12 protein-coding genes are annotated in these 13,244 nt (G+C 56.5%); 5 read left to right on the top strand and 7 right to left on the bottom strand.

Translation table 11 applies throughout. The annotated features are described in order from the left end of the window. Positions 1-280 precede the first annotated feature (280 nt). Genes hofQ through PUZ33_RS09060 form a run of 5 tightly spaced genes read right to left on the bottom strand, consistent with a single transcriptional unit; the run spans position 281 to position 3,539 of the window. Positions 281-1,516, bottom strand: a complete 1,236-nt coding sequence (hofQ, locus tag PUZ33_RS09080; protein WP_058680300.1) for a DNA uptake porin HofQ — start codon at positions 1,514-1,516, stop codon at positions 281-283. After that, positions 1,431-1,823: a HofP DNA utilization family protein gene (locus PUZ33_RS09075; RefSeq protein ID WP_029882164.1), complete on the bottom strand. Its 393-nt coding sequence runs from the start codon at positions 1,821-1,823 to the stop codon at positions 1,431-1,433. The genes hofQ and PUZ33_RS09075 overlap by 86 nt, the downstream gene beginning before the upstream one ends. Then, positions 1,813-2,274 carry a HofO family protein gene (locus PUZ33_RS09070; RefSeq protein WP_058680299.1) on the bottom strand — a complete coding sequence of 154 codons (462 nt, stop codon included), beginning with the start codon at positions 2,272-2,274 and terminating at the stop codon, positions 1,813-1,815. The genes PUZ33_RS09075 and PUZ33_RS09070 overlap by 11 nt, the downstream gene beginning before the upstream one ends. Before the next feature lie 3 nt (positions 2,275-2,277). Further along, positions 2,278-2,766, bottom strand: coding sequence for a PilN domain-containing protein (locus tag PUZ33_RS09065; RefSeq protein ID WP_013099077.1), 489 nt, complete (start codon positions 2,764-2,766; stop codon positions 2,278-2,280). Then, positions 2,763-3,539 (bottom strand): hypothetical protein, encoded by a 777-nt coding sequence (locus tag PUZ33_RS09060; RefSeq protein WP_058680298.1) that lies wholly within the window; start codon positions 3,537-3,539, stop codon positions 2,763-2,765. Before PUZ33_RS09060 ends, PUZ33_RS09065 begins: the two co-directional genes overlap by 4 nt. A gap of 120 nt (positions 3,540-3,659) precedes the next feature. On the opposite strand from PUZ33_RS09060, the gene mrcA reads away from it, so the two are divergent. Continuing rightward, entirely contained in the window at positions 3,660-6,212 is a 2,553-nt protein-coding gene (mrcA, locus tag PUZ33_RS09055; protein WP_013099079.1) for a peptidoglycan glycosyltransferase/peptidoglycan DD-transpeptidase MrcA, read from the top strand. An 82-nt stretch (positions 6,213-6,294) separates the two neighbouring features. Here mrcA and nudE read toward each other — a convergent pair whose 3' ends face one another. After that, positions 6,295-6,855 (bottom strand): ADP compounds hydrolase NudE, encoded by a 561-nt coding sequence (gene nudE / locus PUZ33_RS09050; protein ID WP_029882167.1) that lies wholly within the window; start codon positions 6,853-6,855, stop codon positions 6,295-6,297. A gap of 325 nt (positions 6,856-7,180) precedes the next feature. Here nudE and PUZ33_RS09045 point away from each other — a divergent pair, with 325 nt between their 5' ends. From PUZ33_RS09045 to hslO, 4 genes are all read left to right on the top strand, one after another. Next, positions 7,181-9,319 (top strand): intracellular growth attenuator family protein, encoded by a 2,139-nt coding sequence (locus PUZ33_RS09045; protein WP_013099081.1) that lies wholly within the window; start codon positions 7,181-7,183, stop codon positions 9,317-9,319. A gap of 62 nt (positions 9,320-9,381) precedes the next feature. Beyond that, positions 9,382-10,065, top strand: a complete 684-nt coding sequence (gene yrfG / locus PUZ33_RS09040; RefSeq protein WP_058680297.1) for a GMP/IMP nucleotidase — start codon at positions 9,382-9,384, stop codon at positions 10,063-10,065. After that, positions 10,062-10,463, top strand: a complete 402-nt coding sequence (gene hslR, locus PUZ33_RS09035; protein ID WP_013099083.1) for a ribosome-associated heat shock protein Hsp15 — start codon at positions 10,062-10,064, stop codon at positions 10,461-10,463. Before yrfG ends, hslR begins: the two co-directional genes overlap by 4 nt. A 24-nt stretch (positions 10,464-10,487) precedes the next feature. Beyond that, positions 10,488-11,366, top strand: coding sequence for an Hsp33 family molecular chaperone HslO (gene hslO, locus PUZ33_RS09030; protein WP_058680296.1), 879 nt, complete (start codon positions 10,488-10,490; stop codon positions 11,364-11,366). A 34-nt stretch (positions 11,367-11,400) separates the two neighbouring features. Here hslO and PUZ33_RS09025 read toward each other — a convergent pair whose 3' ends face one another. Beyond that, positions 11,401-13,149, bottom strand: a complete 1,749-nt coding sequence (locus PUZ33_RS09025) for a DUF4153 domain-containing protein (RefSeq protein WP_058680295.1) — start codon at positions 13,147-13,149, stop codon at positions 11,401-11,403. Positions 13,150-13,244: the final 95 nt, after the last annotated feature.

Genomic DNA, 13,244 nt, shown 5'->3' with positions numbered 1-13,244 from the left:
GGTACTACTAAGACTATTCGTTAATGGTAATCCCCGCTTCGCAGACACCCGGCGTAGCAGGACATGAACTGAAACCTCATATGCAATAGAGCGAGAGTCAGACTAAAAATTATCTCAATACTCCGGCTTGTTTGGCAACTGATTAAATCACCGCACCAGACGCATAAGACAACAAGACGTCAGTCCAACTCAAATCGGTACTCCTTGTATGCTAATTCATGCCCCACGTCAAACATCTGCAACAAACTGAATGCAAAATCATTGCGGGGATCGTTACCCGTCAGTGAATAGCCACCAGACGTGGTGTTATAAACACCACTAATTCACGCCGTTCGTTGTCTTTACCGTCATGACGAAAAAGCTGCCCAAGCCAGGGGATTTTACCGAGCCCGGGTACGCTATCACTCCCGGTTTTATTCTTTTGCGAGAAAATACCGCCCAGCGCCAGCGTTTCTCCACTTTTTACCTCCACCTGAGTCTCTATTTCTTGTTTGTCGATAGCCAGCGTTTCGCCATCAGCCTGTTGCAACACCTGCCCCGGCATATTTTCACTGATATGTAATTTCATGCGCACGCGCCCGCCCGGTAGCACCACTGGGGTGACCTCCATACCTAATACCGCCTCTTTGAACTCCACAGAGGTGGCCCCACTCTCCCCGCTGGAGACCTGGTATGGGATCTCACTGCCCTGTTTGATACTGGCCGGCTGCATATGTGAGGCCAGCAGTCGTGGGCTGGCGATGATATCGACCTGCTGTTTTTGCTCCAGTGCTGACAGCTCCAGATCCAGCAGCCTGCCGTTAATACGCCCGATGTTAAACCCCACATGGCTGGTGGCGCTGGCCACGGACAAATCACTGCCAAGGGTTGGCATTTGCCCAACCTTGCCCACTTCAGTGGCCTCGGCAAGATTCCATTTCACCCCCAGCTCCCGCAGACTTTTTTCGTTGATGGTGACGATATGCGCCGCCAGTTCGACCTGCTCGACGGGAATATCCATCTGTGTTGCCCAGCGCTGTAGCGTCTCCAGTACGGCTTTATTATCCCTGACCAGCAGCCGGTTGGTGCGTTTATCAAGAGACAGACTGCCCTTCGGACTGAGCAGTTTTTCCGCTGCGTTTTGCAGCTCCCCGGCATCTGCGTATGAAAACGAAATGCTTTGCGAGAGCAGCGGAGCCTCAAGCTGCCTGCGGGCCCGGTCCTGTGCGTTACGCTCCTGCTGTTCGCGCTGCCAGGCCGCCGTATTGACATAGAAAATGCCACCCTCCTCGCGCAGAACCAGCCCTGCGCTGGCGATCACCGTCTGTAAGGCCTGTCGCCACGGAACATGCGTCAGACTGAGCGATAATGTGCCGCTTACGTCGGGTGACACCACCAGATTACGATTCTCCTGCGCCACCAGCGCCTGCAGGACCTGAACCACAGGAACGTCATCCACCACCAGCGTGACCGGCTTCGGTGCGGCGGCCAGCGGAGTGACGATCGTCAGTAACAGCAGCGTTATCCTTAAATTCATATTTTTTCGTTCCTTCTCGTTGCCACGTCCATTGCGCTGGCTCACAGGTTTCACCCACGTCTACGACGAGTTGCGTCTCATTCATTGCGCTGACCCGCCAGCCCGCCGGTAAACGTTCCTCTAAGTGCAGGCGATACCAGCGCTGTTTCCCGTCCTGCAACAGGCCAACCCCGCCGACCATGCCGCGATAGTGCCACTGCGTCAGCTCGCCAACGGCACAGGGATCGTCGGGCGGATGAAACGGATCGCGCATCCCGGTGAGTAACAGCACTGAGCAAACCAGCAGGTAGCGCAGGCTATTTCGCATGGTCTAGCTCCAGTTGCACTCGCAGACGTAACGCCGCGCCCTGAGGCGCAAGCGTAAAGGCGGCAATCCGGACATCTTGCTGCGCCAGCCGGGCGAAAGCCGTCAGGATTGCTGGCCACTCGGCATCCAGCGCCAGCTCTCCACCGCCCGGAAGGGGGTTCCAGTGCACCAGCGTTGCGCCATCAGTCTGAAAATCCAGCGGGGAAAAGCGCACCACCGGGCGTGCGTCAGGCTCAGGTGTCCGGCGCGGCGCGTTGCTGGCGACAGGCCAGAGCGTCGCATGGTGCTGTACGGCGTCGGCCATTTGCTTCTGAAGCGCAGCAAGCTGTGAATTAAGCGGCCTCAGGAACAGGCCCCATGCGGTTCCCCACAACAAGGCAACGCCCAGCCCACCGCACAGGAGCCGGTACCGGCGACGGCTCTCACACCAGCGTTCAAATATTCTGTTCACACGTTACCCCTGGCCTGTGAGCTGAAAAGTGAACATCCAGCGCCCGTGATTATCCTGCCGTATCTCTCCTGCTGACCCTGGGGTAAAACCCGCTATTTGTCGCAGAGCATCACCCATTGCCGACAGGGCGGGCAGTGCTGAGGCATAGCCGTTAATCATCAAAGAGGGCGGTTGGTAACGAAGCTCAGTGAACCAGGCCTGCGCCGGAATGGCATCGGAGAGTGACGCCAGCACCGGGTGCCACGCCATACGCTGTGGCTGGCGCGTGGGAGCCGGTGTGGCAAGAGGTAGACGAGAAGACAGCGCGCGCTGCACGGTCTGCATGCCCGCCAGTTCAGCCTGCAGGGCGTGCAGTTTCAGGTGGGCGTGCATGCTCAGACTGAAGACCGTTGCCAGCGTCAGAATACAGGTGGCCGCAGACAGCCCTCCCCAGAAACGCACGCGGCGCGCGCGTCGTTGCTGTCGCCACGGAAGAAGATTGGTCATGCTCATTCAGGCACCTCGCTCATGGCCAGCGCCAGCGCGATGGTATAATCGGCACCGCACTCCGGCAGCGGGGGCTGACAGCGAGAGACGATCTCCCACGGGTCGCGCTGGCTATCAAAGAGCGCGATATCGTCCGGCGCGAGAGCCAGCAGTGCCGCCAGTTCAGCCACGCTTTTGGCCTCGGTAGCGAAGCGGCGCCCCCACTGGTGGCGCATTGCCCACAACCACTGATGTTCGTCTCGCCACGCGACACACTGCGCCGGTGCCACCGCAGGAAGAAAATTTGCCAGCGCGCTGGCATCCGGAGTAATCATCACCAGCCGTAAATGCAGCGTTTTCGCGAGCGTCAGTAGTGTTTCAACCTCTTTGTTTTGCGCAGCGGTGACATGAAATGTGTTGCTGAACGTGTCCTGTGCGTAATCGAAGCACAGCGCATCAGGGGACATCTCCAGCTCACGCGAGAGCGCAGCCCCTAGCCAGGAGAGCTGTTCGCTGTCGCGCAGGGTGATAGCCGGGCGGGGTAACGATCTTTGCAGGGTACGCGCCGCCGGAAATGAGAGGAACACCCGGTGCTGATGCGGCAACGTACGCCGCCAGCCACGTAATGCGTCAAGCAATTGTTCTGGCTGACAAATTTTCCCGTCGAGGATGATGCCTTCCGTCAGCGGTATCGCCCACCAGCGGCGCAGACACCAGCTGAGACGCTCACGAACCAGCGCGACAATCAGCACCCTATCTTGTTGAATATGAACGCCCGTTTGCCATGTTTTGAAAGCCATGCTTCACGATCTCCTTATCGCCCGTCGCCGTGACGGCTATATCAATGAATCAGGCTTGCCTTTATACTACCGCGCGATTGTTTAGAAACTGCCCAAGTGAAACCAGATGGGAAATCTCCGGTGAAGTTCGTAAAGTATTTATTAATCCTTGCAGTGTGTTGCATTCTGCTGGGAGCAGGCTCGATTTATGGTTTGTACAAATATATTGAGCCGCAGCTACCTGATGTCGCTACGCTTCGTGATGTGCGGCTCCAGATCCCAATGCAGGTCTACAGCGCCGACGGCGAGCTGATGGCGCAGTACGGCGAAAAACGCCGTATCCCGCTGACCTTAAACCAAATTCCCCCTGTGATGGTGAAGGCCTTCATCGCCACAGAGGACAGCCGTTTTTACGAGCACCACGGCGTTGACCCGGTGGGGATTTTCCGTGCCGCAAGCGTTGCGCTGTTCTCCGGGCATGCCTCTCAGGGGGCAAGTACCATTACGCAGCAACTGGCGCGTAACTTCTTCCTCAGCCCTGAAAAGACGCTGATCCGTAAGATAAAAGAGGTGTTCCTCGCGATCCGCATTGAGCAGTTGCTGAGTAAAGACGAAATCCTTGAGCTTTACCTCAACAAGATCTATCTCGGTTATCGCGCCTATGGCGTGGGTGCTGCGGCACAGGTGTACTTCGGCAAGCCCGTGGAGCAACTGACCTTAAGCGAAATGGCGACCATTGCCGGCCTGCCTAAAGCCCCGTCCACGTTTAACCCGCTCTACTCGCTCGATCGCGCCACCGCACGTCGCAATGTCGTTCTGTCACGTATGCTGAGCGAAGGCTACATCAGCCAGAGTGAATATGAGCAGGCACGCAACGATGTCATCGACGCCAACTACCATGCGCCGGAGATCGCCTTCTCTGCCCCGTATCTGACCGAAATGGTTCGCCAGGAAATGGTCAGCCGTTATGGGGATAAGGCCTATGAAGATGGTTATCGCGTATACACCACGGTTACCCGTAAAGGGCAGCAGGCAGCACAGGATGCGGTGAGAAATAACGTGATGGACTACGATATGCGTCACGGCTATCGCGGCCCGTCCAACGTGCTGTGGAAGGTGGGCGAAAGCGCCTGGGACAGTAAAAAAATCACCAGTACGCTGAAAGCGCTGCCTACCTACGGCCCGCTGCTGCCTGCGGTGGTGACGCAGGCCACGCCTCAGGAAGCCGTAGCAACGCTTGCGGATGGCACCTCAGTCTCCTTGCGTATGGACGGGATCCGCTGGGCGCGTCCGTACCGCTCTGACACCTTACAGGGACCAACACCACGCAAAGTTACCGATGTCGTACAAACCGGACAACAAATCTGGGTGCGTCAGGTGGGCGATGCCTGGTGGCTGGCGCAGGTGCCAGACGTCAACTCCGCGCTGGTCTCCATTAACCCGCAAAACGGTGCCGTGCTGGCGCTGGTGGGTGGGTTTGATTTCAACCAGAGCAAATTCAACCGCGCGACGCAGGCGCTGCGTCAGGTCGGTTCGAATATCAAACCGTTCCTCTACACGGCGGCGATGGATAAAGGCTTAACGCTTGCCAGTATCCTCAATGACGTGCCGATCTCTCGCTGGGATGCCGGTGCCGGTTCCGACTGGCAGCCGAAGAACTCGCCGGCGGAATACGCAGGCCCTATTCGCCTTCGTCAGGGGCTGGGTCAGTCGAAAAACGTGGTGATGGTGCGTGCAATGCGTGCGATGGGCGTCGATTACGCGGCAGAGTATCTGCAACGTTTTGGCTTCCCGGCACAGAACATCGTGCGCACCGAATCGCTGGCGTTAGGCTCGGCATCGTTCACGCCGCTGCAGGTGGCGCGGGGGTATTCGGTCATGGCCAACGGCGGCTTCCTGATCGACCCGTACTTCATCAGTAAAATCGAAAACGACCAGGGCGGTGTGCTGTTCGAAGCGAAACCGAAAATTGCCTGTGCGGAGTGCGATATTCCGGTGATTTACGGCAATACGCCGAAGTCTGACGTGCTTGAAAACAAGGACATGGAAGATGTCGCCGTGTCGCAGGAGCAGCCGAACGGCGTGGTGCCGCAGCCACAGCTGGAACAGGCAAACCAGGCGCTGGTGGCGCAGAGCGGTGCGCAGGAGTATGCCCCGCATGTGATCAACACCCCGCTGTCATTCCTGATCAAGAGCGCGTTGAATACCAACATCTTCGGTGAACCGGGCTGGCAGGGTACCGGCTGGCGTGCCGGGCGTGATTTACAGCGCCACGATATCGGCGGTAAAACCGGGACCACCAACAGCTCGAAAGATGCCTGGTTCTCCGGCTACGGCCCGGGCGTGGTGACCTCGGTCTGGATCGGCTTTGACGATCACCGCCGCGATTTAGGCCGCACCACGGCGTCTGGCGCGATTAAAGATCAGATTTCCGGCTACGAAGGCGGGGCCAAAAGTGCGCAACCGGCCTGGGATGCCTATATGAAATCCGTTCTTGAGGGCGTGCCGGAGCAGCCGCTGACGCCACCGCCGGGCGTGGTCACGGTCAATATCGACCGCAGCACCGGGCAGTTAGCCAACGGTGGCAATAGCCGTGAGGAGTATTTCATCGAAGGTACGCAGCCAACCACGCAGGCGGTGCATGAGGTGGGTACAGAGATTATTGATAACGGCGAGACGCACGAGCTGTTCTGACAACAAAGCAAAACGGCAACCTCGGGTTGCCGTTTTTGTGTTTGCTCCCTCTCCCGTGGGAGAGGGTTGGGGCATCAGGCCACTACAGCCGCCCCTGCCCCTTCAGCCATTCCCGCACCAGGAACAGCGCGCTCACGTTACGCGCCTCATTGAAGTCAGGATCTTCCAGCAAATCCATCAGGTGCGCCAGTGGCCAGCGAACCTGGGGCAGCGGCTCCGGCTCGTCACCTTCCAGCGATTCAGGGTAGAGATCTTCAGCCACCACAATGTTCATTTTGCTGGAAAAATAGGAGGGAGCCATGCTCAGCTTTTTCAGGAACGACAGCTCTTTCGCGCCAAACCCAACCTCTTCTTTCAGCTCGCGGTTTGCTGCTTCAAAGACCGTTTCACCCGGGTCAATAAGCCCTTTCGAGAAACCCAGTTCATAAGATTCCGTGCCCACTGCATACTCGCGGATCAAAATCAGATGGTCATCAACAATGGGGATGATCATCACCGCTTCACGCGATGAGGGGCGCATACGTTCATAAACGCGACGCACGCCGTTGCTGAACTCCAGGTCCACACTTTCGACATTAAACAGCCGGGATTTCGCGACAGTTTCAACACTCAGAATGGTGGGTTTTTGTAGTGGTTTGCTCATCTTGACGGGTCTTTGAAGTGTGAACTGACTTTATTGTGCGATACGCCGCACGGTTTCGGCAATGTCAATTGTTCTTTATTTACATTTGTGCAACCTGACAGGAATCAATCCTCAAATCAAAACAAATGTCAAGAGGTTGAAATGTTTCCAGGAATTTGCTGATATCGCGCCATGACAGGCTTTGCTATCATCATCGGTCACTGGGATGCGCTGCAGAATGCTCAAGTTCGACTCCATGCTTGCCGATAGCCAACCACAGACTCTCATTCATTGTTAAAGGTGCACTGACTACACCTGTAAGAAGATAAAGTAAGATGGGGAAAGCATGAGCACCATTTTGATCGTTCTCGCTGCTATGCTGGCCGGCGCTTTAGTTGCAGGGTGGGTATACAGGCGTCGCGTACAGCGTCGTTTCAGGCTGCCCTTTTTAACGGCCTTTGCCGGTGCCACAACGCGTAAACTCACGCAAGAAGAGCGCGATGCTGTTGAGAACTATCTCGAAACCCTCAACCGTTCCCAGTTAACGCCCGGGCCAACGGGGGCTACGGCTGCGCCTGTCACCCTCAATCTGAACGCACAAAGCGACACCGTGCTCTGCGTGACGCGCTCCATCACCCGTTATGGCATCACGACTGACGATCCCAATAAATGGCGTTACTACCTCGACTCCGTTGAAGTGCATCTGCCTCCCTCCTGGGAGCAGTACATTAATGACGAAAACAGCGTTGAGCTTATCCATACCGATTCGCTGCCGCTGGTCATCTCCCTGAACGGCCATACGCTGAATGAATACATTCATGAAGCACCGCGCTTTGCGCTGGAACGCGCGAGTTCAAAGCAGGCCTCCATTCGCGGTGAAGAGACCGAGCAAATTGAACTGCTGAACATTCGTCAGGAGACGCATGAAGAGCACGCCCTGAGTCGTCCGGATGGCATTCGCGAGGCGGTCCTGATTGTGGCCGCCTTCCTGCTCTTTTTCTTCTGTCTGCTGACGCCGGATGTGTTTGTCCCATGGCTCGCGGGCGGTGCGCTGCTACTGTTAGCCGCCGGGCTGTGGGGGCTTTTTGCGCCTCCGGCCAAAACCTCTTTGCGTGAAATTCACTGCCTGCGCGGCACCCCTAAGCGCTGGGGCCTGTTCGGTGAGAACGATCAGGAACATATCAACAATATCTCCCTCGGGATTATTGACCTTATCTATCCGCGCCACTGGCAGCCATGGATTGCACAGGATTTGGGGCATAAAACCGATATTGATATCTACCTTGACCGCCATGTTGTGCGTCAGGGGCGCTTCCTCTCCCTGCACGATGAAGTGAAAAACTTCCCGCTTCAGCACTGGCTACGCAGTACGGTTATCGCCGGGGGCGCAGCGCTGGTCTTTGCTCTGTTGCTGCTGTTCGTGCCGCTGGATATGCCCATCAAATTCACCCTGTCGTGGATCAAAGGGGCACAAACCGTAGAAGCCACCAGCGTTAAGCAGCTGGATGACGCTGGCGTGCGGGTGGGTGATACGCTCCGTCTGAAGGGGACCGGGATGTGTAACATCCACACCCCAGGGGCCTGGAATACCCGTCAGAACTCGCCGTTCATGCCGTTCGACTGCTCGCAAATCGTCTGGAACGATGCGCCGCCGTTGCCGCTGCCAGAATCGGATGTCGTCAATAAAGCCACTGCGCTCACCCAGACGCTCAACCGCCAGCTGCACCCGAAAACCGATGATGATTCACGCGTCAGCCCTGCCCTGCGTTCTGCCATTCAGAAATCCGGGATGGTACTGCTGGATGACTTTGGCGAAATCGTATTGAAAACGCAGGATTTATGTTCTGCACAGGATGAATGCGTTCGCCTTAAAAATGCGCTCGTGAACCTGGGTAACAGCAAAGACTGGGACTCGCTGGTGAAGCGCGCCGAAGCGGGTCGTCTGGACGGGGTGAACGTGCTGCTGCGCCCGGTGAGTGCCGAATCGCTGGATAACCTGGTGGCGACCTCTACCGCGCCGTTTGTGATGCGTGAAACCACCCGTGCGGCCCAGGCGCTGAATAGCCCGGCGCCTGGCGGCTTTGTGATTGTCAGCGATGAAGGCAGCGACCTGGTCGATCAGCCTTATCCGCAGATTGCCCTGTACGACTACCCGGCTCAGGAACAATGGGGGCAGTTCCAGCGCCTGGCGCAGATGCTGATGCAAACGCCGTTCAGTGCCGAAGGGATTGTGACCAGTATCTTTACCGATGCCAACGGTACGCGCCATATCGGCCTGCACCGGATGCCTGACAGCGCGGGTTTATGGCGTTATATCGGTACATCACTGCTGATGATCGCCATGCTGGTGTCTATTTTCTGGAACGGCATCATGGCCCTGCGCCGTTACCAGCGTTCGCGCACCCGGCTTGCTGAGATCCAGCAATACTACGAAAATTGCCTTAATCCTAAGCTGGTCCCCTCCTCTGAGAGCCTGATCGGATAACATCGCTGCGCGACAAGTTGTGCTACCCTGTCGCGCACGTTTCTTCTGGCTGGAGTTCCCCTATGCATCTTGATATCGCCTGGCAGGAGGTTGATACCGTCCTGCTGGATATGGACGGCACGCTGCTCGATCTCGCCTTCGATAATTACTTCTGGCAAAAGCTGGTCCCGGAGACCTATGGCGAACAGCAGGGTATCTCCCCGGCAGAAGCGCAGGAATTCATTCGTTCGCAATATAGCGCGGTGCAACATACGCTAAACTGGTACTGTCTGGACTACTGGAGCGAACGACTCGGTTTGGATATTTGTGCCATGACCACCGCCCAGGGCCCGCGCGCCGTACTGCGTGAGGACACCGTGCCCTTCCTGGATGCGCTGAAAGCAAGCGGCAAGCGCCGTATTTTGCTGACCAACGCCCATCCGCATAATCTGGCCGTGAAGCTGGAACATACGGGTCTTGCGTCACACCTTGATTTATTACTTTCCACCCACACATTTGGTTATCCGAAAGAGGATCAGCGGTTGTGGCATGCGGTGAAGGAAGAGACCGGTTTACAGCCGGAACGCACGCTGTTCATTGATGACAACGAGCCCATTCTGGATTCCGCCGCGGCGTTTGGCATTCGCTACTGCCTGGGCGTGACCAATCCTGACTCCGGTCTGGCGGACAAAAGCTATCTGCGGCATCCGGGGCTGGGTGACTATCGTCAGATGATCCCCTCACTGACCGTGAAGGAGACGCCATGAAAGAAAAACCCTCAGATGGGGTAAGACTGGATAAATGGCTGTGGGCAGCCCGTTTTTATAAAACGCGCGCCCTTGCCCGCGAGATGATCGACGGCGGAAAGGTGCATTACAACGGCCAGCGTAGCAAGCCGAGTAAGCTGGTTGAACTGAATGCCACCTTAACGCTGCGTCAGGGCAACGATGAACGAACGGTGGTGATTAAAGCCATTACCGAACAACGACGGCCCGCATCTGAAGCCGTACAGCTTTATGAAGAGACGGCTGAGAGCATTGAAAAGCGCGAAAAGACCGCGCTGGCGCGCAAAATGAATGCGCTGACCATGCCCCACCCGGACCGGCGACCGGATAAAAAAGAGCGCCGCGATCTGATGAAATTTAAACACGGTGAGACTGAATAACCCTCACCTGCACGAGAGACTATTATGGCCCAACACGACCAATTACACCGCTATCTGTTTGAACAATTCGCCGTGCGTGGCGAGCTGGTCACCGTATCCGAAACCTGGAAACAGATTCTGGAAAACCACAACTACCCGCTGCCGGTGAAAACCCTGTTGGGCGAACTGCTGGTTGCCACCAGCCTGCTGACCGCCACGCTGAAGTTTGCCGGTGATATCACCGTGCAGCTGCAGGGTGATGGCCCGATGTCGCTGGCCGTGATCAACGGTAACAATCTGCAGCAGATGCGCGGCGTCGCGCGCGTTCAGGGCGACGTTCCTGAAAATGCCGACCTGAAAACGCTGGTGGGGAATGGCTACCTGGTGATCACCATCTCCCCGGAAGAAGGTGAACGCTATCAGGGCGTGGTCGGTCTGGAAGGCGATACCCTGGCCGCTTGCCTGGAAGATTACTTCATGCGTTCAGAACAGCTGCCAACTCGCCTGTTCATCCGTACCGGTGAAGTAGACGGGCAACCCGCTGCAGGCGGTATGCTGCTGCAGGTTCTGCCTGCACAGGATGCACAGACCAATGATTTTGAGCACCTGGCGACGCTAACCGAAACCATCAAGGCGGAAGAGCTGTTCAACCTGTCGGCGACCGATGTGCTGTGGCGTCTGTATCATGAAGAAGAGGTGACGGTTTACGATCCACAAGCCGTGGAGTTTAAGTGTACCTGTTCACGTGAACGCTGCGCTGGCGCACTGAAAACCCTGCCGGATGAAGAGATCGACAGCATTATGGCTGAAGACGGTGAAATCGATATGCACTGTGACTACTGCGGTACGCACTATGTGTTCAACTCGATGGATATCGCTGAAATCCGCAACAACGCCTCTCCGGCGGATCCGCAGGTTCACTGATCATAAAGCAACGGCTCCACAAGGAGCCGTTTTGTTAACGCACCAGTGCATTATCGTAGTTTATCTCTACGCGTTCACCGAAGATCTCAATATCTGCCCACGGCTTCACAACGGGTTTCACCTTCCCCTGCTGCACTGCGCGTTCCAGCTCTTCCCGTGATAAACCATCAGGCATTTTCCAGGTATCGCCTGCCAGCTTCCAGCCGGTACCGGTTTGCGTGTATACCACAATCGTGCGGTCGCTAAACTGATAAATCACCGCTTCAGGCTTGCCGTCGCCGTTCAGATCCAGCGACATCAGTAAACAGGTTTTCCGCTCGCGGCTGCAGGAATCAAATCGGTACTGGTTATTCAGCATCGCCTGCCATAACCCCTTGTCGGGGCGAGACGTACCCGGTGCGAGTGTGAACTGCTTCTCAAGCATCCCGGCTGTCATCTTCCCTGCTCCGTCCCGGTTTCCGCTGAGAAGGCCGTACAGCTCACGCTGGCGCTTTGGCTCAGCCATAAACTGCCGATCGTATTGCAGCGTCTGCATGGCCTCGCGTCCCTTACGCCCGCTGTTGCTGAGCATATACAGGCTGACCTGATCCGCGTTGATGCGCCCGTCATGATAACGGGACATATGGCTTTCAACGCTGATACGCCACGAATCAAGCACCGGCGTATGAATCAGGATCAGGAGAATAAGCGCAACTAACCCCGTTAGCGGGATAACGGACGCCTGCAGTTTTTGTGCCTGGCGGCGACAGAAGACAACGCTTATGCAAAATCCTACCGCCCAGACCAGCGCCACCAGCGTAATGAGCACGCCATACAGACGCTCCGGCGACCAGCCATATTGCGAAATGCGCAGCCATAACGCCCACCCTGCTAACACCGGATAGGCGGGAACGATAGCGATGGCGAGACGAACCATCCCGTTGAGAAGCGCATAGTAAGGTAGCGTCTGACGCTGCGGATGCCAGACAATCGTCACCAGAAAAAGGAGCAGTAGCGCTAAGGCGGTCAGCAGGCCCGCCGCGGATATCCGTGCGGAAATGGCCTCAAAGCCCATCACGGGCAATGCGCCAATAAACAGCAGGGCTAAGGCCGCCATCAGAGGCAACAGGCCGGTGGCGATCAGGGTAAGCAGGTTCTGTAATGCGCGCATCAAGCGCACCTGCATACGCGCCAGCACGGCGACACTGGCAGAAACCACGCCAATCGCCACTGAAATAAACCAGTCAGACTGGAAGAAAAGGCGATCAAAAAACTGAATGCCAATGAGTTTGAAGAGTTCAGCCCAGAGGAAAAGCACCAGCCAGAAGAGGCCGTTGGAGATAAAAATAGTGAGTATAGTCAGCGCGTTGTGCCAGTGCTTATCGTAAAAATCACTGTAGAACGAGGCCGTCGTCGCAGGCGACAGACGCCTTTGCAGCCATGGCAACATCAATAGCATCATCAACAGAAGATGAAAGCCCCAGACGAGCACGGCCTCTTTAATTTGCCAGTGTTCAAGCCCGGACACACTCCACTTAAGCCAGGCCCCCATACCGGCGACAACAGCGCCAACGATCACGAGCGCCAGCCAGAATAACGGTTTTCTGAATGACGTCACGGAAAGCGCGACAGTGGCGGTCATCGCCACCGTTGCAGGCATCACGCACAAAGACCACACCGTATCGGATGGCAATTTCGCATACGCGATGTACTCGCTGATCCCGTAGCAAATCAGCCCCTGTAAAGCGCCCACCAGCACGATGGCCAGGCGCGTTGAAGGGGATAACGTTTCACTGTTTTCCATCTCTCATCCCTTTTCCAGAAAAGCGTATTGTTTCATCAATCCGCGGACGACATGAATCGTTTTCATACTGTAACCCTTACGTAATTTTCCTACGT

The organism is Enterobacter cloacae complex sp. 2022EL-00981 (genome assembly GCF_028737495.1).
Taxonomy (GTDB): Bacteria; Pseudomonadota; Gammaproteobacteria; order Enterobacterales; family Enterobacteriaceae; genus Enterobacter; species Enterobacter cloacae.
Note: the sequence above shows the minus strand (reverse complement) of the source record. Positions and strands in the feature narration are given on the sequence as shown.